The sequence below is a fragment of the Chryseobacterium sp. SNU WT5 genome, assembly GCF_007362475.1.
Classification (GTDB): domain Bacteria; phylum Bacteroidota; class Bacteroidia; order Flavobacteriales; family Weeksellaceae; genus Kaistella.
The window spans coordinates 1,301,650-1,324,090 of the sequence record NZ_CP041687.1 but is presented as its reverse complement, the minus strand read 5'-3'; the positions used below and the strand labels follow the sequence as shown (position 1 = coordinate 1,324,090).

25 protein-coding genes and 2 pseudogenes are annotated in these 22,441 nt (G+C 37.8%); all 27 read left to right on the top strand.

Features of this window, described 5'->3' with window-relative positions:
* Positions 1-2: 2 nt before the first annotated feature.
* On the top strand, positions 3-1,205 hold the full coding sequence (locus FNJ88_RS06320; protein WP_143852379.1) for a DUF2586 family protein: 1,203 nt from the start codon (positions 3-5) through the stop codon (positions 1,203-1,205).
* Positions 1,206-1,214: 9 nt separating this feature from the next.
* Positions 1,215-1,631, top strand: coding sequence for a hypothetical protein (locus FNJ88_RS06315; protein ID WP_143852378.1), 417 nt, complete (start codon positions 1,215-1,217; stop codon positions 1,629-1,631).
* A 43-nt stretch (positions 1,632-1,674) separates the two neighbouring features.
* Positions 1,675-1,971, top strand: a complete 297-nt coding sequence (locus tag FNJ88_RS06310; RefSeq protein ID WP_143852377.1) for a hypothetical protein — start codon at positions 1,675-1,677, stop codon at positions 1,969-1,971.
* Positions 1,972-2,134: 163 nt separating this feature from the next.
* Positions 2,135-4,087 (top strand): phage tail tape measure protein, encoded by a 1,953-nt coding sequence (locus tag FNJ88_RS06305; protein ID WP_143852376.1) that lies wholly within the window; start codon positions 2,135-2,137, stop codon positions 4,085-4,087.
* A complete protein-coding gene (locus FNJ88_RS06300; protein WP_143852375.1) occupies positions 4,087-4,803 on the top strand; it encodes a DUF6046 domain-containing protein in 717 nt (238 codons plus the stop codon). The genes FNJ88_RS06305 and FNJ88_RS06300 overlap by 1 nt, the downstream gene beginning before the upstream one ends.
* Positions 4,803-5,774, top strand: a complete 972-nt coding sequence (locus FNJ88_RS06295) for a hypothetical protein (RefSeq protein ID WP_143852374.1) — start codon at positions 4,803-4,805, stop codon at positions 5,772-5,774. Before FNJ88_RS06300 ends, FNJ88_RS06295 begins: the two co-directional genes overlap by 1 nt.
* The gene (locus FNJ88_RS06290; protein WP_143852373.1) at positions 5,774-6,271 is read left to right on the top strand and encodes a hypothetical protein; all 498 of its coding nucleotides are present in this window, start codon (positions 5,774-5,776) and stop codon (positions 6,269-6,271) included. Before FNJ88_RS06295 ends, FNJ88_RS06290 begins: the two co-directional genes overlap by 1 nt.
* On the top strand, positions 6,268-6,507 hold the full coding sequence (locus FNJ88_RS06285; protein ID WP_143852372.1) for a hypothetical protein: 240 nt from the start codon (positions 6,268-6,270) through the stop codon (positions 6,505-6,507). The genes FNJ88_RS06290 and FNJ88_RS06285 overlap by 4 nt, the downstream gene beginning before the upstream one ends.
* Positions 6,507-6,848, top strand: coding sequence for a hypothetical protein (locus FNJ88_RS06280; protein ID WP_143852371.1), 342 nt, complete (start codon positions 6,507-6,509; stop codon positions 6,846-6,848). The genes FNJ88_RS06285 and FNJ88_RS06280 overlap by 1 nt, the downstream gene beginning before the upstream one ends.
* Complete coding sequence (locus tag FNJ88_RS06275) at positions 6,832-7,125, top strand: hypothetical protein (RefSeq protein WP_143852370.1); 294 nt, start codon at positions 6,832-6,834, stop codon at positions 7,123-7,125. The genes FNJ88_RS06280 and FNJ88_RS06275 overlap by 17 nt, the downstream gene beginning before the upstream one ends.
* Positions 7,125-7,997 carry a nucleotidyltransferase gene (locus tag FNJ88_RS06270; protein ID WP_143852369.1) on the top strand — a complete coding sequence of 291 codons (873 nt, stop codon included), beginning with the start codon at positions 7,125-7,127 and terminating at the stop codon, positions 7,995-7,997. The genes FNJ88_RS06275 and FNJ88_RS06270 overlap by 1 nt, the downstream gene beginning before the upstream one ends.
* A complete protein-coding gene (locus FNJ88_RS06265) occupies positions 7,987-8,448 on the top strand; it encodes a hypothetical protein (RefSeq protein WP_143852368.1) in 462 nt (153 codons plus the stop codon). Before FNJ88_RS06270 ends, FNJ88_RS06265 begins: the two co-directional genes overlap by 11 nt.
* 5 nt (positions 8,449-8,453) lie before the next feature.
* Entirely contained in the window at positions 8,454-9,221 is a 768-nt protein-coding gene (locus FNJ88_RS06260) for a hypothetical protein (RefSeq protein ID WP_143852367.1), read from the top strand.
* A 6-nt stretch (positions 9,222-9,227) separates the two neighbouring features.
* On the top strand, positions 9,228-11,639 hold the full coding sequence (locus FNJ88_RS06255; RefSeq protein ID WP_143852366.1) for a hypothetical protein: 2,412 nt from the start codon (positions 9,228-9,230) through the stop codon (positions 11,637-11,639).
* 4 nt (positions 11,640-11,643) lie between these two features.
* Positions 11,644-12,213 carry a hypothetical protein gene (locus FNJ88_RS06250; protein ID WP_143852365.1) on the top strand — a complete coding sequence of 190 codons (570 nt, stop codon included), beginning with the start codon at positions 11,644-11,646 and terminating at the stop codon, positions 12,211-12,213.
* Positions 12,210-12,608, top strand: a complete 399-nt coding sequence (locus FNJ88_RS06245) for a hypothetical protein (protein WP_143852364.1) — start codon at positions 12,210-12,212, stop codon at positions 12,606-12,608. The genes FNJ88_RS06250 and FNJ88_RS06245 overlap by 4 nt, the downstream gene beginning before the upstream one ends.
* Before the next feature lie 28 nt (positions 12,609-12,636).
* On the top strand, positions 12,637-13,248 hold the full coding sequence (locus FNJ88_RS06240; protein WP_143852363.1) for a hypothetical protein: 612 nt from the start codon (positions 12,637-12,639) through the stop codon (positions 13,246-13,248).
* Positions 13,245-13,685 (top strand): M15 family metallopeptidase, encoded by a 441-nt coding sequence (locus FNJ88_RS06235; protein WP_143852362.1) that lies wholly within the window; start codon positions 13,245-13,247, stop codon positions 13,683-13,685. The genes FNJ88_RS06240 and FNJ88_RS06235 overlap by 4 nt, the downstream gene beginning before the upstream one ends.
* A 159-nt stretch (positions 13,686-13,844) precedes the next feature.
* The gene (locus tag FNJ88_RS06230) at positions 13,845-14,483 is read left to right on the top strand and encodes a thymidylate synthase (protein ID WP_143852361.1); all 639 of its coding nucleotides are present in this window, start codon (positions 13,845-13,847) and stop codon (positions 14,481-14,483) included.
* An 89-nt stretch (positions 14,484-14,572) separates the two neighbouring features.
* On the top strand, positions 14,573-14,887 hold the full coding sequence (locus tag FNJ88_RS06225) for a tyrosine-type recombinase/integrase (RefSeq protein ID WP_143852360.1): 315 nt from the start codon (positions 14,573-14,575) through the stop codon (positions 14,885-14,887).
* Entirely contained in the window at positions 14,856-15,713 is an 858-nt protein-coding gene (locus FNJ88_RS06220) for a tyrosine-type recombinase/integrase (protein ID WP_185145862.1), read from the top strand. Before FNJ88_RS06225 ends, FNJ88_RS06220 begins: the two co-directional genes overlap by 32 nt.
* Before the next feature lie 213 nt (positions 15,714-15,926).
* Positions 15,927-16,151: a hypothetical protein gene (locus FNJ88_RS06215; protein ID WP_143852358.1), complete on the top strand. Its 225-nt coding sequence runs from the start codon at positions 15,927-15,929 to the stop codon at positions 16,149-16,151.
* A gap of 644 nt (positions 16,152-16,795) precedes the next feature.
* A pseudogene (locus FNJ88_RS14610) lies at positions 16,796-16,981 on the top strand (RHS repeat-associated core domain-containing protein); the annotation flags it as partial.
* Positions 16,982-17,683: 702 nt separating this feature from the next.
* Complete coding sequence (locus FNJ88_RS06205) at positions 17,684-18,013, top strand: hypothetical protein (protein WP_143852357.1); 330 nt, start codon at positions 17,684-17,686, stop codon at positions 18,011-18,013.
* A gap of 543 nt (positions 18,014-18,556) precedes the next feature.
* A pseudogene (locus FNJ88_RS06200) lies at positions 18,557-19,608 on the top strand (IS3 family transposase); the annotation flags it as partial.
* Positions 19,609-19,924: 316 nt separating this feature from the next.
* Positions 19,925-20,830, top strand: coding sequence for an IS1595 family transposase (locus FNJ88_RS06195; protein WP_143852356.1), 906 nt, complete (start codon positions 19,925-19,927; stop codon positions 20,828-20,830).
* Between the two features lie 75 nt (positions 20,831-20,905).
* Entirely contained in the window at positions 20,906-22,441 is a 1,536-nt protein-coding gene (locus FNJ88_RS06190) for a YifB family Mg chelatase-like AAA ATPase (RefSeq protein ID WP_143852355.1), read from the top strand.

The window sequence follows — 22,441 nt, the reverse complement described above, 5'->3', positions numbered from 1 at the left end:
TGATGAAACCAAAAATTTCAATAGCATTTAATAACGGCGTCATCGGAGCGGTGACGCCATTAGATACCGGTTGCTTTGGGATCGTTGCATCCGCTGTTGCGGTTGTTGGCGGTTTTCAACTCAATACGGCGTACCAGGTAAAATCTATGAAAGATGTTGCCAACTTAAAATTAACAGACAGTATTGATAATCACCGATTATTCAAAGCGCTTTCTGAATTTTATGACGAAGCCGGAAGCGGTTCTGAAGTATGGATCTATGGCATTGCAAAAACTGCGAAAGTTTCAGAATGGTTTACACCAGTTGCCGGGATTACACCAGTTGAAAATCTTTTGAATTCAGCAAATGGCAAAATTCGCGGATTATTTACCGTAAATGATTCGACCGCTGTTCCCGTAGTTACTGCCGGAATGGATGCCGATGTTTTACTGGCTGCTACAAAAGCGCAAACCCTTTTTGAAGATTATATAGGACGCAAATACGCGCCTTTCTTCACGATATTAGAAGGCTATGCTTTTACAGGCAATAAGGTAGATCTACCGGATTTAGCAGAATCAGCATTTAATAGTGTTGGAATCCTGATCGGTGACACCGAAACATTATCAGGTGTTACCACCAGCAAAGGAAGTGCAATGGGTGTTATTGCCGGAAGATTAGCGGCTTTTCCTGCAAAAGTAAATGCCGGAAAAGTGAACAACGGTGCATTGAAGGCTCCGAAACTTTTCATCAATGATCTACCGGTCGAAAATTACGACTGTGAAGCATTGTATGACAAAGGATATATCACGTTTACCACGCATCAAAGCCGTGCAGGATATTTCGTAATGGATGATCCTTTGGCATGTGCTATTGATGATGATTACCATTATTTGTCAAGACGCAGAACAATTAACGAAGCTTTCAGATTCTCTTACGATGCATTGTTGGATTTTCTTTTGGATGATGTGCCAACCAATTCGGACGGAACTCTGATTGCCACGTATGCAAAAACGATTGAAAGTGCTGTTGAGCGTAAAATTTCCAACAGTATGGGCGATGATCTAAGCCGTGACACGAACGACATCAATGATTCCGGTGTGAAATGTTTTGTTGATCCTACTCAAAATGTGGTCACCAGTTCCAGATTGGAGGTTGTGGTTAAAATTCGACCATTCGGCTATAACCGATGGATTAATGTGGTACTCGGTTTTGAACTTAATTCTTAATAAAAAACTATGGCACTAATTAACGACAGAGAATACGAATGGGCAGATCTCACCCTAATTCTCGGAGGTAGAGATTTAACCAGATTTCGAGGTTTGAAATATTCCGAGAAAATCGAACGTGAGGCCATTCATGCGAAAGGCAGAAACCCTGTTTCCATTCAGTCTGGGAATCTTGGCTATGAAGGTGAAGTAAAAATGCTGCAGTCAGAATATGAAGCTTTGGTGAAAGCCGGTAAAGGTTCAATTCTAAGTCTGTCATTGGATGCACTTGCTTGTTATGGCGATCCATTATCAGGCAATGCTATGATTACTGATAGAATCGAATCTCTTCGATTTACGGAAGCGGCAAAAGAATTTAACCAGGGCGATAAGTTTCAGGAAATCACTTTGCCATTTATCGCATTGCGCATCAAAAATCAAATATAAAAATCAAAGGCGATTACGGTCGCCTTTTTAATTCATTCACAACATGTCAAAAGAAATTACTCAAAAACAAATCGACGCCTGGAAAGTAGAACATGGCGAAATCTTCGCACTGAAGATCGGTGATAAAATTTGCTACTTAAAAACTCCTAACAGAAAAACATTGAGTTATGCTGCAATGGCTGGTCAAAAAGACAACATGGCATTTAACGAAATCATTCTGAAACAATGTTGGTTAGGCGGTGACGAAGAAATACAAACCAATGACGGTTTATTTCTATCGGCTTCATCCAAATTACCCGAACTCATTCAAATTAAAGAGGCGGAACTGGTAAAGCTATAGCTCAGGCGGAAGTAGATCCAAACAAAGATTGGTTAAGAGTTCAAAACGCCCAACTCACTTATTACTTCCATATAGCAGACCCAAGCCTATTAAGCGACCGAGAATGGGCTGTACGCGTTGCAGATTTAAAACACATCAGAAAACTTGAAACCGGATTATAACCATGAATAATGATTTGCTCTATAATATTATTGTACAAATGCAAGGACAGAATGCTGTTCTCGCTTCGGTAAATAATGTTCAGAGGCAAACCACGTCGATGGTTACCAATATCAACAGACAATTATCATCTATTAAGTTATCTTCCATCATCGACCAAGTTAATCGGGTTGCTGATGGAATTAATAGTTTGAATGGTCCCGGAATGGCTCTTTCAACATCAATGCATGATTTATCTGCAATGACAGGTGTTGCAGGTGATAAGTTGAAAGAAATTGAAGGTTACGCCAGGAACGCTGCCAAAACCTTTGGCGGTTCTGCTGCTGAGGGTGCAGAATCTTACAAATTAGTGCTCGGTCAGTTATCCCCCGAAATTGCAAAGGTTCCGACCGCGCTGAAAAGCATGGGTGAAACCATACAGTATACTTCTAAATTAATGGGTGGTGATTCCACTGCAGCTGCTGAAGTTTTGACCACGGCGATGAACCAATATGGAATTTCGCTCGATGACCCTACACAGGCTTCCAAAGTAATGGCATCCATGATGAACGTTATGGCGGCCGCAGCAGGTGAAGGTGCGGCTGAATTACCTCAAATTAAACAAGCCTTGGAGCAGTCAGGTATGGCGGCTAAATCGGCTAATGTTGCCTTTGAAGAAACCAACGCTGCGATTCAGATTTTAGACAAAGCTGGTAAAAAAGGAAGCGAGGGCGGTGTGGCTTACCGAAATGTTTTATCAAGTCTTGGTCAAGGTCGTTTTTTACCGAAAAGAGTTCAGGAGGAATTTCAAAAACTCGGTATCAACATCAACAGTTTAAACGATCCTTCTTTATCTCTATCTCAGAGATTGAATCATTTGAAACCATTATTAAAAGATTCGGCTCTGATGTCAGCATTATTTGGAAAGGAAAACAGCAATGCTGCAATGGCATTGATTGGTCAGACCACCGAAATGGACCGTTTAACAACTGCTGTAAAAGGCACTACTGAAGCTTATGACCAATCCGCGATTATCATGGAAAGTCCTGCAGAAAAAAACGCCAGGCTAAAATCTCAGTTAGATGATTTCAAAATAACGTTGTTTAATGCAACCAATGGTTGGATGGCCTACGCGTCCGTTATTGGTGATACTGCACGTGATGTTGCGAACCTTGCACCTGTTTTTGGGTTGGCAGGTTCTGCATTATCCTTTCTTACCAACACTCAAAAAATGGCAGCAGCCTGGACGTCTGTTGTAACAGGTGCGCAATGGTTGTGGAATGCTTCTATTATGGCATTTCCTGTATTGTGGATTGTTGCGGGTATCGTTGCTTTAATTGCAGTAATCGTTGCTTGTTGGAATAAGTTTGAAGGTTTCCGAAAAGTAATTTTCAAAGGTTGGGAGGCTATGAAAATGTTTGGTAACGTAATCAAAGATTATGTGATTAATCGATTCAAAGAACTTCTTTCGGGAATTAGCGGGATTGGTGATGCCTTACTAGACTTCTTTAATGGAGATTGGCAAAAAGCATGGGACACCGGGAAAAAGGCAATGTTTGATTTGAGCGGTGCAGGTTCCGCAGGAACTGCAATTGGTCAGGTACAAAGTGGTTGGGGTGCTGCAATGACAGCAGGACAGGCAACTTCTGATGCTTACACCAAAAAATTAGGAAAAGCGAATAACGCCGCTTCTGTAAATAATGGAATTGCAAAACCAGCAGGTATTCCAGGTTCAGAACTTTCAGGCGGTGCAGGAGGCAGTGCTAAAGATAAAGAGACTAAAGAAAAAGGAAAGAATAATACCGAAAGTATTGCCACTGGTGGCACCAAACACAATTATGTGACCTTACATATAAAAGAACTTATTGGAATTCAGAACTACGCAGGCTCTACAGGTTCTGCAGTTAGAAAAGCAGGTGAAGAGGTTTTAGATGAATTATTAAGAATAACGGCATCAGCCACAACAGCAGCAGGATAATGAAATTTACAAACGAAAATATATTGTTGGCTTCACTAATGGGAAGTAAAGTTGTGGAACAGATCCCACGATTTGAAGCGGTGCAGAATGAAATCTCTAAACATGTTTTACCACCGTTAAGATTTTTACCCATTCTCAATCAGCCCGTAAAAGTTGGCTATCCTAATTATCGGGTTGAGAATAATGGAGATGAATTGTGGCGAAATGATGATTCAATTTCTGAAGGCAATCAGTTTTTTCCATTTTCATTCAGAAGCTCGAAAGATGAAAACTGGTGGTTGTTACCTTGGGAACCGATGATAAATATATCTGGTGGAAATACCATCGTGAAAAGAAACATTGCGAAAGCGGGAAAAAATTTGATTGGATCGATAAAAGAAAGATGGTCCACTAATGATTACGAAATTACGATTACAGGCGCTTTTTATGGCGATAAAATGTTAGGAAAATCATCACAGACTTATCCCCGATACGAAATGGAAAAACTGAGGGATTATCTTCTGACTGCGGAAGCGATTGAGGTTCTGTGTGAGCCTTTGCAGATTTTAAACATTAATAAAATCGTGATCGAGTCGGTTTCATTTCCTTTCACAAAAGGCGAAAATGTACAAGCTTTTGAGATTAAAGCACTTTCGGACTTTCCGTATAATTTGATCTATAAACGCAAACGAGGAACTTTAACAGTTGGTGATGCTGACGGAAATTTTGAGAGATAATGTATCAATTAGATTGGAATATCAATTTTAAAAACAAGGATGGTGATTGGCGGTTAGGAATCTTGGCCGAGTGTGAAATCGAAAAATCGGTGAAGAACCTCGCTGATTTTGCCACGATTATTCTACCAGAAGCTGACATGAATATCGTTTTGAAAATTCAGGACTTTATTAAGAGATCTGATGAAGTTAGAATAAAGTTAGGTTATGATGGGAAATTAGAAACCGAGTTTCAAGGATATGTAAAAGAGATCATCACAGAAGACAGTTCATTGAAAATATTGTGTGAAGACGGTTTGTTTCTTTTCAGAAAAGGAATCAAGAACAAAGAATTTAAACCTGCATCGGTGAAGCAGATTGCACAATATGTAGTCGGGCAAATAGATCAGTCGTACAAAGTGGTTTGCACTTACGATTTACCTTATGATAAATTCACCATCTATCAAGCGACAGGGTTTGATGTTTTGGCTAAACTGCAGGAAGAAACGGGCGCCGATATTTATTTCGATATGCAAAACAAAGAATTACACATTCATCCAGCATACACAAGAAAAGCAGGTGAAGTCGATTACAGTATGCAACACAATATTGAAACAAGTTCTTTAGAATATAAATCGGCAGATGATAGAAAAGTAGAAGTTACCGTGGAAAGTGTTGGCCTTGATGGGAAAACCATCAGTAAAACAGTTGGCCAGACAGGCGGTGACAAGATTACTAAAAAAGTAGGTAGAATGTCAGCCAATGCAATCAAAATAATTGCAGATACAGAATACAGTAATAAAATGGCGCCAGGTTATGAAGGGAGTTTTGATGCATGGTTATTACCATATGTAGAACCGAATTTCACAGTTGGAATTTATGATAAGGATTATCCTTACAAAGATGGAAGATATTACGCGGAAAGTGTGGTGACTAACTTTAGCGAAAATGGCGGGAAGCGAACCATAACACCAGGAATAAAGTTGAGTAAATAATGGATAAAACAGTAAAATTAAAAGAGAATCTGCGATTGTTGGTTGGTGCTAATCCCAACTTACCAATAGATGGAATTGTTACTAAAATTAGTGGTGATACCTGTTCTGTGAAATTAGGTGATTTTGAGATATCAGATATCAGATTAAAAGCAACCGCAGACGGAACTGATAATTTACTAATCATTCCAAAAATCGGCACCAGGGTTTTAATGCTGAGCACGGATGGAACCATCGGAAACCTAACCGTAATAAAATGTGATGTTGCTGAAAAGATATTTTATAACGAAAACGGACTTTTAGTTGAGATCGACAGCACAACCGGAAAAGTAAAATTGCAGAATAATGAAACGAGTATTAAAACTTTATTTCAACAATTGGTAGATCTGCTAAAAACCTTAAAAGTTTTTACGCCAGTTGGACCGAGTGGGATTCCTTTACCGGATTCGATTGTGAAAATAGAAAATTTTGAAACGGATTTTAAAACACTATTAAAATGAGTTTAGAAACGGGAAAACCATCATTAAAAGCGGGCATTTTGGCACTTCATCAAGAAATGATGACTAGAGAAGTTTATTCAATGGATTATTATGCAGAACAGATGACAGAACTAATATACACATTTGTCAAAACCGCAGAATTAGAAGTGAATACAGGTATTGCAGTCTCAACAACAGGAACTGCAACTGCTCAAACAGGAACTACCACAACCAAAGGAACAGGAATATTAAAATAATGAAATCAAAAGCAACCGGCATACAATACCAAGACAGTTCAAACGGTCAGGTTTACGATCTCAAAATTGAGGTGGTGAAAGATCAGTTTGGAAAAATTGTCAGCGGTTTGGTGATCGGTGAAACTTTAGAGCAAAACATGGCGTCGATTCTCATCGCAGAACCTGGGGACTTCAAAGCTAATTTAGGATTAGGCGTTGGGTTGCGATCGGCTTTATTGGATGAAGATCTTTTGAAATATCGCCATGCAATCAAAAATCAGTTTTCCCTGGATAATCTTAACGTAAAACATTTGGATTTGTATAACCTTCAAAAATTTAATATCGATGCAGAATACGAATAAAACGCAGCAGGGCCAAAACTTCATTGATATGGTTTGCCAGTTGACAGGTACATTTGAAGAGGTTTTGGAAATGGCAATTTTAAATAACAGAAGTATTACCACGCCTTTGGAAATAGACACCGAAATTAAAGGGTCAGTGGTTCGAAATCAAGCGATCGCAAACCTGTTTGCAAATAAACAACCGGCAACGGCTTTGCAAAATAATTTAGAGGAACCGATTGAGGAATTAGAAGGTATTGGATATTGGATTATTAACAAAAATTTCATCGTACAATAATGGCACGCACAATTACAGAAATAAAGAAAAGCATCACTGACCGATTTATGATCGATGAAAATTTGGTCAATACCTATGGTCTTGATAATTCTAAAACTTTTGAAGATCAATTTTCGTTAACGGCTTTTGAAAATGTTTTAATTGACGTGTTTGTATTCCTGTTCTGGACTATGGAAAAACTATTCGATAATCACAAAACAGAAGTGAACGGAATTCTTTCAGTTTTAAAACCTCACACGGCTAGATGGTACCGCCAAAAAGCCCTTTCATTTCAATTTGGTTTTGATCTCTATGTTGATACCGATGTTTTTAATAATGAGGGGTATTCTGCTGAGCAAATAGAGAAATCAAAGATTATTAAATATTCAGCAGTCACAGAGGCTGTCAATGAAAGCCGTTTAATTATAAAGATTGCAACTGAGGATGGAAATCAGGAATTGTCACCCATATTAGTTCCACAAAAAGAAAGCTTTGATGCTTATATCGATGAGATACGAGATGCTGGTGTGAAAGTGACCATCATTAATTACTTACCGGATATCCTGAGATTAAACATTAAAATCTATTACGATCCATTGGTTCTAACTGCGTCTGGTGTTTCCATTTTAAGCGGTAAAAAACCTGTCGAAATAGCACTTAAAGAATACATGAAGGAATTACCTTTTGATGGTGAATTAATATTGTCATCGTTAATTGATAAGTTGCAAAAAACAGAAGGCGTTAAAATTCCACACATGATCAATGCTGCATCGAGTTGGATTGATCCAACCGGAACAACTTATGGGAATTTCGAAAACATTACGGTAAAAAAGATACCGACATCAGGATATTTCAAGATCGAAAACTTTAACAATATTGAATATGTGGTTTAGCATCAATTGGAAAATATTTGCTTTATCTCTTTTACCGCCGTATCTGCGAAGTATGACGGTTCAGTCTTGGATTCTGCTTTTAGTTTCAGCGGTTGAAACATTGCATTATGAATGGTTGCAATATAGAGCTGGCAACATCTACAAACTCGCCCATAACTCTCAAAAATGCTATCTGCGAGGTGCTTTAAATGATCGCTTTGACCGTGAGCTTCGCAGGATAAGAATTGATGATGGGAACGCTTTTAAAAGAAAATACATCTATACCGATGGCGAGGAAAAACCGAAGTACCTGGGAACGATCTTTCTTTATGATGATTCTGATTACTCAGATACCGGAGTAGATTTTATCGTGATCGTACCTGGTGATTTGGTGTATAGCGTTTACGAAATGCGGGCATTGATTGATTTTTACCGATTGGCTTCAAAAAGATATAAAATAGTTACAGAATAAAAGACATGAATAGAATAGATTTTAATCAAACAGGCGGTTTTCCTTTGTCTACACAGATATTGGACGCTGCACAGGAAGCGTATAAGAATTTTAACCAGTACGGCTATTTGGCTGGAAATGATTTGGTGATCATTACGGGTTGCGAAGTTGGCGCGGGTGGTTCTGTGACCAATGGCTTTGTTTCTATTAATGGAGAATTACTTCCGTTTGTGGGAACTACGGTCACTGCGAACGTGATCATCGTGGAAACTCCAGACGCTCGAGGATTCGAAGACGGCTCGGTAAAACCTGTAATCTATGCGAGATACGCCACGTTTGGCGATGGACCAGATGTTTTCACCTGGACAGATTTCAGAAGGCCGAAAACCTTGTTTCAATTAGAAGATCGGTTGACGCAATTAGAAAAAGCGGTGCCGATCGGCTTGGTTGCGGTTTGGGGATTACCTGCAGACGCTATTCCAGAAGGTTGGGTGGAGCATGATGATTTAAAAGGGAATGTGCCTGTTGGTCATAATACTGGTGACGTGAATTTTGGCGCGTTGGATGCCGTGATCGGAACTCCACAGGTTGCTTTGGAGAATACTAATTTACCTCCAATCTCAGTTACAATTCCTGTTGCGCCAAATCCTGATTCTCCAGGGGCAAATATGTACGGACGAGGTGGTTCTAGTGGATCTTCAACCTTTAGTATTAAAACTGGAGTTGCCACTCCTATGACCAATATTCAACCGTCACGAATCGTGAAATTTATCCGTTTTGTAGGATTTTTATAAAGAATTATGGCCAAAGTAAGCATCAATATCATAAAAGATTGGTTTAAAAACCAAATGAAACCGCCACAGGAGCAATTCTGGTCTTGGCTGGATTCGTTTTGGCATAAAGATGAACCGATTCCACAATCAGCTGTAGAAAATCTAGTTACCACCTTACAGAAGAAAGCCGACTTAGTAAACGGTGTGGTTCCTGAATCGCAACTTCCGTTTTCCGTCGTGACTTCTGAAGTGATCACTTTAGGATCTGTAGAATTGATCGACAATAAAACTTATTTAAGACTTCATAGTTCCGGAGCGAACAAAGTGCGGGTTAAAGGAAAACTGATCACGCGTACTTTTCAAAATAAGTGGACAATTACACCTATTGTAGCAGATGGCGTGAAAGTTTTGCGCGGTTACGCTGTGAAAAATAATGACGATTTTTTATTAGCTGAAGGTGCGGAACTGCCAACTTATGAAGAACCGGAAATACCAGAAGATGCTTTGGAGATTTTCAAGATCACCATGCGCTCCAGTGGAAATGTCATTGAACAAACTGAAAGCGGTTTAAAATATATTGCTGAAGACGGGTGGAAAAACCTCACAATAGACAACGACACAGGGGTTTATTTAACTATGAATTCACCGCAATCAAGTTTTGAGATTAACGTTACTGAGAGTTCTGTTACCCCTAAAATCTTAGGTCTTTTTACGCAAACAGGCATAAATCTTTGGGATGGTAAGCCCTTAGTGCTTTGGAATAATTCCTCAAAAACCATACAACTTCCTGTAGAAAGCCAAACAATATCACTTTTACCCTTTGAAAGCGCAACAGCCCTAAAGCCTGGGGATTTTAGTATTATTAAAATATATCATGGGAAACTAATAGCTTTAAAACTGCCATCTGATCCTTTTAAACTAGACAAACCACTTACACCTAACAATACAGCCGATCGAGTAGTTTTAGGAAATGGAAGCACTAAACCATTAAGTGAATTAGGTAGTTTACCAAGTGGAGGGAATGATGATGAAGTATTAATTAAAGCAGGGACAACTGGAATTTGGAGTTCATTTGTTAAGGGAATCGAGTTTTTAGGAAATGCCTGGTTAAAATTAAAGTTGATTTCTTTTCAGGGATATACTATTGCGCAAAAAAATGCAATTGCAAGTCCGCAGGAAGGAATGCTGATTTATCAGAATGAAAGCCCTAAAGGATTTCAGAAATATGAAGGCGGAGCTTGGACTGCGATCGGAAGTAATATTTCTAATGCAGATTTGAGCAATGTTTCGGCAAGGACTTTTACGCAGGGAAATTCTTTTACTTGGAATACTGGTGGATTTGGATATTTTTGGAAAGGCTTGGTTGATAAAACTGGTAACGCTGCGTACTCTAAATCGTTAATAATCCACCCAACCACAGGTGAAACAGTGACAAGAGATTTCGCTGATCCTGCCGCAACGACTTTGGCGGTTCAAAATGCCAACGCCACACAAAAAACCGCAATGAGAACCGCTTTATTAGGTACAGCAACACCTGCAAATCCGGTACTTCAAGATGCAAGTTCAAGATTTATTCAGCCGGGAGTTAATTTGATCGATTTAATTGGTTTAAATCTTACTTTGCTTGATCCTACTTTTTTGTGGATTGAAAAACCTGATTTAACAAAGGTTTTTGCGACAAATTTTTATAATGTTTCGGGAACAGTTGTAACTTCTGTATGGGATATTCCAGCGGATTTACCAAATGGGAATTACTCAATAAAAATACAAAATGGTGTTACAGTTCAAGGTTTATCAAATGCAGTGTTTACGAAAGTAGATAGCATTGTACCTACTACTTTAACAGCAAGTAATTGGAAAAGAGCAGTTAGAAAATTAGATGATGGCATTACGGATGCCAACACTTGGAACGGAAGTAATACCGCTGCTGACAACATTCTTTCGATTACCTCAATGGGTATTAATGGCACATTAAATCAAACAGGTGTGATTGCAAAATACCAAAATATATTTTTAGGTTCAAAAGATTGGGATTTTGATATTATGCTTCAAAGTACTGCCGGTACTACTAATGCTTTAGATTGGAGTACGTTGATAGGGTTGACAGAAACAACTCACGCTGATTTTAATAATGTTGAAAATATCATTAAGAACAATTACGTAATGGAATCAACTGCGACGAGTATAAGATTAAATTCCAGTAATGCGCCCATATTAACTGGTGGTAATCCGGGCCAGTTTTGGTGGATATATTTTAGTAAAGTAGGTGATAAATTATATGTAAGAATGTATAATAAAAACAATATGTCAAACTTTCAATACTGGCAGTATTCAATCAACACAAGTAAAGACTATGCCTTATATTTTGCAGGATTAGGTTTTCCGGGTTCTGCGAATACTATCAAAACCTTTTGGATTACAGCAAGAATAATGAATTAATGTTATGAAAATAAAAACACCTTTCGATATTGCAGGTTTTATTCCAGCAAACGATGATATTCAGTACGCTGGTCAAATTTCAGATCATCCACTTTTTCCGGCAAAGATCGGGCGCGTTTTAGTGGTTACAAAATACTTTCCCGATGCAGATAATCAACGGCTTTCAATCTTTGGTTATTTGGTTCATGTAGATTTAGAAACCAATGAAAAAGTTAATTCTTTCAAAGATTGCTTAGAAGATTGGGTTGTTTCAAACGCCTACAAAGTAGTTTTACGCGATGCCAATGGAGCCATGATCCAAAACCCGGACTTTGTTCCGGAAGCTGATCGAATCGAAGGAATAGAATATACAGAAAATCAACTAACTCCCTATATGGTTCTACCTGCTTACATAAGATTTTCACGCATGATCAAAACTTATGCTGTACCGGCACAAGTGCTGTTTCAGAAAATTGTAGATATGGATGATGAAATGAACAACGTATTCGATGTGTACGGAAATATTCAGGAGTTTTTGATCAACAAACCTTTAGAGTTTGAGAATCCAACTTTTAAGCAGGCAAAAAAACGATGAAGAGAAAGAAAGGTTTCGCGTTGCTAATTATCGCGACCGGTTTAATTATTCCGCTTACGGTCATCAACCGCCACTATGTAGATGAAAAGTACGGCAATACAGACGGCTATTGGCAATCGACCGCAAAGAATATCGACATCTGGGCAAACAAAGAATTTAGAGCCACATGGAACGCTCGCTTAGTTCAGGCAATTGAAGTTGACGGCGTGATCATCTATCCGTATAAATTTGGTGTTGATGGTGAAACGATTTCCAGCGCACTGGGTAAAAATCAATTGATGGGTACGCTCACTGTTGAAGGTGAAAAATTAGTGAGAATTCTCAACAGATTAGAAAAGGATCATTGCATTCTTTGGATTAATTATGAGTTGGGTGAGTGGGTTGATCCGAGATAATAAACAAAAAACAAAATAACTAATAACCATGAAAAAACTATTAATCATCTTATTATTGATGATGCTGTATTCCTGCAGCATCATAAAAAACAAGAACAAACAAAAACAGTTGACAGAATTGAATTCTCAAACTACTACTCAGACTGAATTGTCAAATAAAAATCAAGAAGTGGAAAATAGTTCCTTTTCTGATTCTACTGTTCATAAGTCGCAGTATAACGGTGCTAAGTCATTATTTGCGAACAGTCAGAATTTCAACCTGACTAATAATGGTAAATGTAGTGATCCTGGTGCAGTTCGTTTTGTTCAGGTCACAGATTCGCACGGAAATCAAACATCAATCCCCGTTAATGATAACACCGATTTGCAGTTCGGTTCACAATCAAAGTTAGAAACGGAAAACTCAACTCTTAAAATTGAAAATTCAAGTCTTATCAAAGAAAATGATTCTATTAAGAAAGATAATGAAACGCTTCAATCTACCAATATTAATCAAAGTGCAGAACTCATCAGTAAATATTTAGAACTGGACCTAAAAACAAAATCATCGCCGCTGTCGGCTTTTATTTGGATGGGTGTTCTATCGGTGATTGCGTGGGAATTGCTAAAATTTTACTTTAAAAAACTAATAAAATCATGAAATATCAATTAAGCAAAAGAAGCCTTGATAATCTCGTAGGGGTGCATCCTAATTTAGTAAAGGTAATGAAAGCCGCTATTGCAAATAGTCCGGTAGATTTTACAATAACAGAAGGACTAAGAACTACAGAACGGCAAAAGAATTTATTTGCACAAGGACGTACTAAACCAGGAATGAAAGTAACGAATGCTAATGGCGTTAAAAACCTTTCAAATCATCAAGATGAGGCAGACGGCCGAAAAGATGGTTTAGGACAGGCGGTGGACTTATATCCGTTCTTTGAAGGCAAAGTACAAGTGCATCATAAAGACACGATTAAGAATTTGAAAATAATTGCTGATCACGTAAAAGTGACTGCCAAACAACTGGGAATAAAGATAACGTGGGGCGGTGACTGGAAGTCTCCTTATGATCCCCCTCATTTTCAACTTGGTTAAAAACCAGATAGGAGGATAAAAACGTCCTCCGCTTTTTAAAAGATCTCACCCCTTTAAAAACACACCCGCAGGTTACGGAGGACTTAAGTGTCTTCTGGAACTTGCGGGTTTTTGTATTTCAGGGGTGAGATTTGCAAATATAAAACTAATATCAATAGTATGAATAAGTATCACAAAACTTTAGAAAAAATCCTTAAAAGAGGTAAGGTGCAGGAAAACAAAAAGGGAAACATTACCTACCTGCTGAATGAACATCTAACACTAAAGCCGGGCGATCTGCTAGAGATATTTGAAGGTCACGGAATCGCCCGAAATAAGCTCAAAACAGAATTGGATTTATTCCAGTCAGGTGAAAGGTTAACAGAGCGTTATCGAGAGGCTGGGATCACGTGGTGGGATTATTGCGGTCCAATACTGGTGAACAGTTATCCAACGTATTTTGAACAGTTGCCGGATCTGATTAAGAAAATCAACAAAGAAAAGCGGAATAGTAAGAATTATGTTTTGTTTTTGGGTAAGAATGACACGGAAAGCAACCAACAGCCGTGCTTATCTTTGATACAGTTTCAGATTGATCAGGGCAAACTTGCAGTATCAGCATATCAGCGTAGTTCTGACGCTAATTTAGGCTTGCCAGCCGATATCTATCACTTGTATCTTATCAGTCGGCAGATTGATCTTCCATTGAAAAGTATTTCGCTGTTCCTCGGTAACGTACACGTGTATGAAAACAATAAGGAAAGCACTATGAAGTTACTGAGTGGTGAGCCTGTTAAATTCGCTTTAAACGTGAATTAAAAGACATTTAAAAAGCCTTTCGAGTGAAAGGCTTATATTTGTGATCGCTGATCGAATTTGTGTTTTTTCTTTACATTTAGTTTTGGGTTTTGTTACTTTTCGATTTGGCGATTATACGAGATTCGCCGACTTTAGGGAGGCAAAATAGAAATGTAGAAACTGAAAATTTACTCAATATCACGGCTGAAAGAATCTACGAAGAATTTAAAAAACTCCTAAAAAAAGCAGGATTAGAAAATCAAAACTTTACGCTTCATTGTCTGCGACATACTATTGCTACACAGCTTTTAGAACAGGGAATGGAACTGGAGAAAGTAAGGGATTTTCTTGGCCATGAATGTCTGGGAACAACTCAAATTTATACAAGAATCCATGGAGAATCTCAAAGAATATTTAGAAAATAATTTATCTGCAGGAACTATAAAAAACTATCTTTATGAAATAGAAAAGTTCAAAAAAAACTATAAAAACCCAGAAAAACTGAACTATCAAAACTTAATGCAATATGTACAATTACTGCGCAAAAACTACAATCCGCAAAGCACCAACAGAACCATTTATGCCCTGAAAAAATACTACGATTATTTAGTAGAAACATCGCAAATAAAATACAATCCTGCACAAAATATCAAAATAAAAGACGGCAAGGAAAATCCAATACAATTGCAGGAACTTCTTACAGAAAAAGAACTGCAACAACTCTTAGAACCTCGAAAAGAACGTTATCCGATACTTGCCAAAAGGAATCAGATCATTATGAGCTTATTGGTTAATCAAGCTCTTTTAGTGAGTGATATTGAGCGATTGAAAATAGAAGACCTAAATCTCAAAAATGCCACTATCAGCATCCAAAAAACAGGAATTACCAACGCAAGAATTTTAAATCTAAAAGCCGACCAAATCCTCTTATTTTATCAATATTTAGAAGAAGATAGAATTGAATTGGAAAGAGAAAAAACTTCTTTTTTTCTATTGAACAAGTTGGCAAGTAGAATTACAAATGATGATATTAATTATCTCATATCAACTTATCAGAAGTCGTTTACAAAGAAAATTACAAGCGTGAAAATCCGCCAAAGTGTTATAAAACTGAAATTAGACCAGGGCGAGAACCTGCGAAAAGTCCAAAATTTTGCTGGACACAAACATGCAGACACGACAGAGAAATATAGAGAAACAGGAATTGAAGCTTTGCAATCAGCAATCAACCAGTATCACCCGATCAGATAAAAGCCAGAAAGCCCACCGCTTGCATTTTGAAATAATATCCCGCCCGCCGAATAAAAAAAGACATTTTCGCCAGCCTCTTCCCCGACACTTTCCCAACGCTTTAATGCCACAGCAAGTAACATAATCGAAATTATACGCAGTTGCCCACGCAAACCGTTGTTCTCCGCTACGCTACGCACAAACCAGCCGCATCTTTGCCTATAATTTGAGATTATGCTAAATGCTTTCCTACGCTTCGTTTTTGAGAAAAACTTCGCTTCCAACGCTTTTAGCCGACCGCTTTCCCGAAACTTTCCCGCCACAGAAAAAGACTTTTTTGCCCACGCTTCAACCACCCGGAATAAGGAAAAAATGCGCCATCGCTTTAGTGCAGTAATCAAAAGAAAAGCAGTTGCAGAAAGAAAAGAAATGTGGATTTGTGGAAAAAGCCAACGCTAACCCCCACGCAATTTTTACCACAATCCCACATTTACAACAGCGACAACAACTGTAAAAAAAATCCACCTGAACCAGAAAATAAATCAATAAGAAAAAAATATATCTTTGTAAAGAAAATAGCCCGCTGATCAGAGCGGGCTATTAAAACTAAAATTACCGAAAGTGATTGCGCTACTATTGTTCACGCAGTCACTTTTTTACTTCCCGGCATTTTTTGAAACGATAACAAAAGTTACCATCGCTAAAATGACTAAAAGAAGCATTGCTAAAAAGAGGATACTCTCATTCATATTTAAATAATAATATATTTTACAAAATAAGTAAAGGCTTCCCGAAAAAAGTGTGACAAATAAATCACATTGATTTTTACAAATATAATATTGAAGTCAACGGAAATCGGTTTTGCTAAACCAATTTATAAGTATCTGTAAACCAGTACGAATTATTACAAGACAAAGGTATTTTATCGACTTGGAAAAAGTTGTGACGCAAAAAATCGTTCTAAAATCCCGGATATTTATTTTTTCAATTGAAAAGAAAAAATATTATCTTTGGAAGAGCGAGCAAGCGTAGAAGTTCAAAGTGTAGAGCCTCGCACGAGGAAAAGCCAGAGTAGGCAAATCCTGAAAAGTAGAGCGGGATTATACAACTACAAGTACAACGGCAAAGAACTACAAGAGACTGGGATGTATGATTATGGGGCAAGAATGTATATGCCGGATATTGGTAGATGGGGTGTTGTGGATCCACTGGCGGAAATGTATAGACGTTTTTCTCCATATAATTATACAGTAAACAATCCTATTAATTTTACAGATCCTGATGGTAGATGGGTTAGAGGAGCTGGATTTTGGAATAATATCACTAAGTCTGATGCTAGAATACATGCAGAACAAGCATCTGATAGAAAGAATCCACAAACTGGTCATTATGGAACCGTAGTTAATAAGGGAGATAAAAAAGGAACATTTGAGGTAACTTATCACACATCTAACTTCTCTTATACTGATACTTATGGTTCAAAAGGCTTAGTTTCTTCTTTTTCAGTAGGCTCAGCCGAAGGAGGTGGTTATGGTGACGTTGCACCAGGTACATCGGCTGTTGATCCTTGGGGTTCAACTATGGGTCCTACTCCTGAGTCTCGAGGGAAAACGGATATTCAAACAATGGTTTCGGAAAATCCTTTGGTACAAGGTGCTGTTGTTGATGCTGTGACGGGAGGAATTGGAAGTAAGTTGTTAGGTAAGTTATTTCCTGCAGTCAAGGCAGAAGTACCGGTTTTAGAAGGAGCAGTTGAAAGTAATTTTAAAAGATTTGTAAACAAAGCCCCTGCAAATGCTAAAGCAAGTGCATCTTATGAATTATTAGAAGATGGAAATTATCTATTTCAAGCAACATCGCCAGGTAAGGTGCCAGGCTCAAGTGCCCTATACCAAAAATGGGTTAATCCACAAGGAGAAACTTTTAAAATGTTAAAAACAACATTTGCTCCTGATGGTGGTATCATTCATGTTAAACCTAAATAATAAGATATGAGAAGTAGAAAAGAGATTCTAACGGATTTGTTTTTTTTCAAAGGGAACTTGTCAGAGTTACAAGATGAATTATCTCAGTATTCTTGGGATAGTGAACCTGTTCTTATAATAAATAAGCAAGATTTTTTAAGTGTTTTGAATCTGTATATTTTAGATGAAATTGACATAGAAGATATGACAAATTGGGCTAATGCTTTGGAATGCAGAGATGATTTGGATTTTGAAGATGAAGAACTTCAAGAAATAATTTTTGAGCTAGCTAATCCAGAAATAAATGGCGAAATAACAAAGGAAAGATTACAGAAAATTATAAATAATTTAAAATAAACTCCTCTTCCGCACGATTTTATTGTGTGGTAGATAAATAAAAAACTCACCGTTTTTTGCGGTGGGTTTTGTGTTATCTAATGTGCTGTTCTGTGTATGGAAACAGAACTGACGTGCAGCAATATTTTTCTGCAGATAATCTTTAAAACTTTTTTAGAAACAAAGTTCAATAAGTTTTAGGATAATATTTTTTCTTCATTGTCGAGTTCATTGATAAGTTTTAACTGTTCAAGAACTGCGATATCTTCTATAGAAACTTAGTTGTACACATTATTTTTTTCGTTGAAGAGAATAATATCATCAACGGAAATCCAGAAATGTTTAGTAATAAAAACCAATTTATCAACAGGAATATCCTGCTGGTTGTTTCGGTCCTGATGTCTTCTTAATAATTGGTTCTTATTATGGAGGTCAAAACAAAGCGCGCATATAATCCAATATCCGCATGGTAGTTAAATTACTTATGTACTTATTGTAAGCTCCCCCAAAAACAGTACGATTCAAAAGTATAAAAATTATTAACTTTAAATCGTAATTATTATCATGAAAAAGAGTGTTTTTAGTCCTGCCAAGATTGCAGGTATTTTAAAGGAGTTTAGTGGAGGTCGTAGTGCCGAAGAATTAGCCAGAGAAAATGGCATCAGTATCGCCACTTTGTATAAATGGCGTCAAAGGTACAACGGCATGGAAGCCAGTGAGCTTAAACGTGTAAAAGAGCTGGAAGAGGAAAACGCCCGGCTTAAGCGTATGTACGCCAATCTGGCGATGGAACTCGATGTTGCTAAATATATTATCGAAAAAAAGCTCTAAAGCCTTGTCAGAAACGTCAGATCGTAAGAGATATTAGAGAACTTCATCCGAAGGATTCTGGCAGGGCTTTACGCGTACTACATTTAAGCAGGAGCAGTTTTCACTACCGCTCGATCAAAGATGATTCTACGGTAATGATGGAACTGGAACAACTCACGCAAAATTACCCGCGTGAAGGTTTTTGGAAGTATTATTACCGCTTACGTAATAGAGGCGAAAAAATTAATCATAAGCGTCTTCACAGGATTTACAAGCAAATGAAACTTCCGTTACGTCGTAAGGCCAAGAAACGTCTTCCTGCACGAGTTAAGGTGCCATTGGAAGTACCCAAAACCTTTACTCATACATGGAGCATAGACTTTATGAGTGATGTATTATCAAATGGAAGGAAGTTCCGCAGTTTTAATGTGATTGATGATTATAACAGAGAAATCCTGCATATTGAGGTAGATTACAGTTTGAAAAGTTCACGAGTGATTTGGATTTTAAATCATTTGGTGAACAGATATGGCAAACCCAAAAAGATACGTATGGATAACGGTCCTGAGTTCGTTGCCAATATTGCTTCCGTATGGAGCACGCTTAATGACATAACGTTTGCTTACATTCAGCCAGGAAAACCCACGCAGAATGCCTATATTGAACGTTTTAATAAAACTTACAGAGAGCAAATTCTGGACGCATACATCTTTGAAACTTTGGATGACGTAAGGAACATCACGCAAGATTGGGTTAACGATTATAACCACGAAAGACCACATGAATCACTGGGCGGATTATCACCTGTGATGTGGAAAAATGGACAGCAAGCCCACCTTAAGGCCAGCTCTATTCCTGACCACTTTCCCACATCCGACGACAACAGTACCAATGTATTAAAAAAAAATTCTATTTTTGAATCGTACTGAAAATGGGGAGTCTACAGTCCAATATAAAAGTAGTACTTACAAAGGAAGTGTATATCATGTTGATGTAGCTTTTAGAAAAAATGGGCAAGGAGTATTCGGAAATACTTTATATGGTGGATATTATAATAAATTTTTATGTATGTCCGTAACTTCCCATAATTCCGTATATTTGTTTGATAATTAAATAATTGAGATGAATATTTTTAGTTTTGGCGTAGAGTTTAGCAGTGAAGAGGATTGTATATCTCATTTTAAAGCAGAACGTGACAAAATTGGCGTTTCCTGCAAGTGCGGAAAAACTGATTTTTTTTGGATTAAAAGCAGATTAAGTTACGAGTGTAAATCTTGTAGAAAGCGAACTACATTACGAAGTGGAACCATCATGGAAAATTCCAATTTGTCCTTTCTAGTTTGGTATAAAGCGATGTTTTTGATGAGTGCAACAAAAAAAGGATTTTCTGCTAAAGAAATGCAAAGGCAATTAGGTTTGAAGCGCTATGAGCCAGTTTGGGCCATGATGCACAAATTGAGAAAAGCGATGGGAAAACGAGATGAAAGATACACTTTAGAGGGCATGATTGAAATGGATGAAGGGTATTTTACAGTTGAATCTAGAGAACTGGAACAAGAGAAAGGGATTCGTGGAAGAGGTGCAGTTGGAAAGCAAAATGTTGCAGTGATGGCGGAATCTACGCCATTAGAAAATATAGAAACGGGAGAGACATCGAAATCTTGTAGATATTTTAAAGCAATAGTATTAGAAGATCATACAGCAGAGGGAATTAATGAGACTATTAAAGAATCTTTGGCAGAATCCAGCATAGTTTTTACAGATCAAAGCACGTCATATGTTGATATATCACAACTTGTAGAAATTCATATTTCAGAAAAATCTTCGAAAGAAACTACAAAAGATACTTTGCGTTGGGTTCACATATTTATCAGTAATGCGAAAAGGAATTTATTAGGAAATTACCACAAAATAAAACGCAAAAACCTTCAACTTTATCTAAATGAGTTTGTTTATAAGTTAAATCGGAGATATTTTGAAGATAAACTGTTCGATAGACTTGTGCTAGCAAGCATTACAGGAGTATGATGAAAAACGGATATACATAAAATAATTACTCATTGATTGATAATAATTTATTAATTTTATCTCCAAACACAAATCATGTTAGTAAAAATTTACGGGAGTGCCATTTTTGGAGTTTCTGCACAAACAATTACAATAGAAGTTAATGTTGATACTGGAGGCGTAGGGTATCACTTGGTTGGACTCCCAGATAACGCAATTAAAGAAAGCAGTTACCGAATTTCCGCAGCTTTAAAAAATATCGGTTTCAAAATTCCAGGTAAGAAAATTACCATCAACATGGCGCCGGCGGACTTAAGAAAAGAGGGATCTGCTTATGATTTAAGTATTGCCCTGGGTATTTTGGCTGCCTCGGAACAAATCAAGGCAGAAAACATCGGAGAATACCTCATCATGGGAGAATTATCTTTAGATGGTGGATTATTGCCCATAAAAGGAGTTTTGCCAATCGCCATTAAAGCAAAAGAAGAAGGATTTAAAGGAATTATTTTACCCAAACTCAATATTCGCGAAGCAGCAATCGTGAGTGAATTAGAAGTTTATGGCGTTGATAACATCAAAGAAGTTGTTGATTTTTTTAATGAGGGAATTCCTTTGGAAAGAACCACAATAGATATTCGCAAAGAGTTTCAGGAAAAAATTCATCATTTCCCAAATGATTTTTCAGAAGTGAAAGGCCAGGAAACAGCCAAAAGAGCAATGGAAGTGGCGGCGGCAGGCGGACATAATATTATTTTAATTGGGCCGCCAGGAAGCGGGAAAACCATGCTTGCAAAAAGAGTTCCGACCATATTGCCACCTTTAACGTTAAGGGAGGCCTTAGAAACGACCAAAATTCATTCTGTGGCAGGAAAGATAGGCACAGAAACTTCCTTAATGACCATTCGTCCTTTTAGGAGTCCTCACCATACTATTTCAGATGTAGCATTAGTTGGAGGCGGAAGTTATCCGCAACCGGGTGAGATCTCACTAGCCCATAATGGCGTTCTTTTTCTTGATGAAATGCCGGAATTCAAACGAACCGTTTTAGAAGTAATGCGCCAACCTCTCGAAGATCGAGAGGTAACTATTTCAAGGGCAAAATTCACCGTGAACTATCCCGCAAGCTTCATGTTGGTAGCAAGCATGAATCCAAGTCCGAGTGGCTTCTTCCCGGACGACCCCAATAATACCTCTTCACAGTTCGAAATGCAACGGTATATGAATAAACTTTCTGGACCGTTACTTGATCGAATCGATATTCACATCGAAGTTCAAAAAGTAGAATTTGAACAACTTGCAGATAAAAGGAAAGGTGAACAAAGTGATGACATCAGAAGAAGAGTGTTAATTGCACGAGAAATTCAAAGCAACCGATACAAAGATTCTGACATCCACTATAACGCCCAAATGGGTCCCCGAGATATTGAAAAGTTTTGTGAGCTTGATGAAGCTTCAAAAACACTTATTAAAACTGCAATGGATAAATTAAATTTGTCCGCCAGAGCTTACGACAGAATTTTGAAGGTCGCACGCACGATTGCTGATTTGGAACAAGCAGAAATATTAAATGCTGCTCATATTTCAGAAGCAATTCAGTATCGAAGTTTGGATCGCGAGTTTTGGAATGTATAA

Bases quoted from the DNA above. Each gene is read 5' to 3' on its own strand.
- FNJ88_RS06320 (WP_143852379.1), top strand. From the start codon at position 3: ATGAAACCAAAAATTTCAATAGCATTTAATAACGGCGTCATCGGAGCG.
- FNJ88_RS06315 (WP_143852378.1), top strand. From the start codon at position 1,215: ATGGCACTAATTAACGACAGAGAATACGAATGGGCAGATCTCACCCTA.
- FNJ88_RS06310 (WP_143852377.1), top strand. From the start codon at position 1,675: ATGTCAAAAGAAATTACTCAAAAACAAATCGACGCCTGGAAAGTAGAA.
- FNJ88_RS06305 (WP_143852376.1), top strand. From the start codon at position 2,135: ATGAATAATGATTTGCTCTATAATATTATTGTACAAATGCAAGGACAG.
- FNJ88_RS06300 (WP_143852375.1), top strand. From the start codon at position 4,087: ATGAAATTTACAAACGAAAATATATTGTTGGCTTCACTAATGGGAAGT.
- FNJ88_RS06295 (WP_143852374.1), top strand. From the start codon at position 4,803: ATGTATCAATTAGATTGGAATATCAATTTTAAAAACAAGGATGGTGAT.
- FNJ88_RS06290 (WP_143852373.1), top strand. From the start codon at position 5,774: ATGGATAAAACAGTAAAATTAAAAGAGAATCTGCGATTGTTGGTTGGT.
- FNJ88_RS06285 (WP_143852372.1), top strand. From the start codon at position 6,268: ATGAGTTTAGAAACGGGAAAACCATCATTAAAAGCGGGCATTTTGGCA.
- FNJ88_RS06280 (WP_143852371.1), top strand. From the start codon at position 6,507: ATGAAATCAAAAGCAACCGGCATACAATACCAAGACAGTTCAAACGGT.
- FNJ88_RS06275 (WP_143852370.1), top strand. From the start codon at position 6,832: ATGCAGAATACGAATAAAACGCAGCAGGGCCAAAACTTCATTGATATG.
- FNJ88_RS06270 (WP_143852369.1), top strand. From the start codon at position 7,125: ATGGCACGCACAATTACAGAAATAAAGAAAAGCATCACTGACCGATTT.
- FNJ88_RS06265 (WP_143852368.1), top strand. From the start codon at position 7,987: ATGTGGTTTAGCATCAATTGGAAAATATTTGCTTTATCTCTTTTACCG.
- FNJ88_RS06260 (WP_143852367.1), top strand. From the start codon at position 8,454: ATGAATAGAATAGATTTTAATCAAACAGGCGGTTTTCCTTTGTCTACA.
- FNJ88_RS06255 (WP_143852366.1), top strand. From the start codon at position 9,228: ATGGCCAAAGTAAGCATCAATATCATAAAAGATTGGTTTAAAAACCAA.
- FNJ88_RS06250 (WP_143852365.1), top strand. From the start codon at position 11,644: ATGAAAATAAAAACACCTTTCGATATTGCAGGTTTTATTCCAGCAAAC.
- FNJ88_RS06245 (WP_143852364.1), top strand. From the start codon at position 12,210: ATGAAGAGAAAGAAAGGTTTCGCGTTGCTAATTATCGCGACCGGTTTA.
- FNJ88_RS06240 (WP_143852363.1), top strand. From the start codon at position 12,637: ATGAAAAAACTATTAATCATCTTATTATTGATGATGCTGTATTCCTGC.
- FNJ88_RS06235 (WP_143852362.1), top strand. From the start codon at position 13,245: ATGAAATATCAATTAAGCAAAAGAAGCCTTGATAATCTCGTAGGGGTG.
- FNJ88_RS06230 (WP_143852361.1), top strand. From the start codon at position 13,845: ATGAATAAGTATCACAAAACTTTAGAAAAAATCCTTAAAAGAGGTAAG.
- FNJ88_RS06220 (WP_185145862.1), top strand. From the start codon at position 14,856: ATGGAGAATCTCAAAGAATATTTAGAAAATAATTTATCTGCAGGAACT.
- FNJ88_RS06215 (WP_143852358.1), top strand. From the start codon at position 15,927: ATGCTAAATGCTTTCCTACGCTTCGTTTTTGAGAAAAACTTCGCTTCC.
- FNJ88_RS06205 (WP_143852357.1), top strand. From the start codon at position 17,684: ATGAGAAGTAGAAAAGAGATTCTAACGGATTTGTTTTTTTTCAAAGGG.
- FNJ88_RS06195 (WP_143852356.1), top strand. From the start codon at position 19,925: ATGAATATTTTTAGTTTTGGCGTAGAGTTTAGCAGTGAAGAGGATTGT.
- FNJ88_RS06190 (WP_143852355.1), top strand. From the start codon at position 20,906: ATGTTAGTAAAAATTTACGGGAGTGCCATTTTTGGAGTTTCTGCACAA.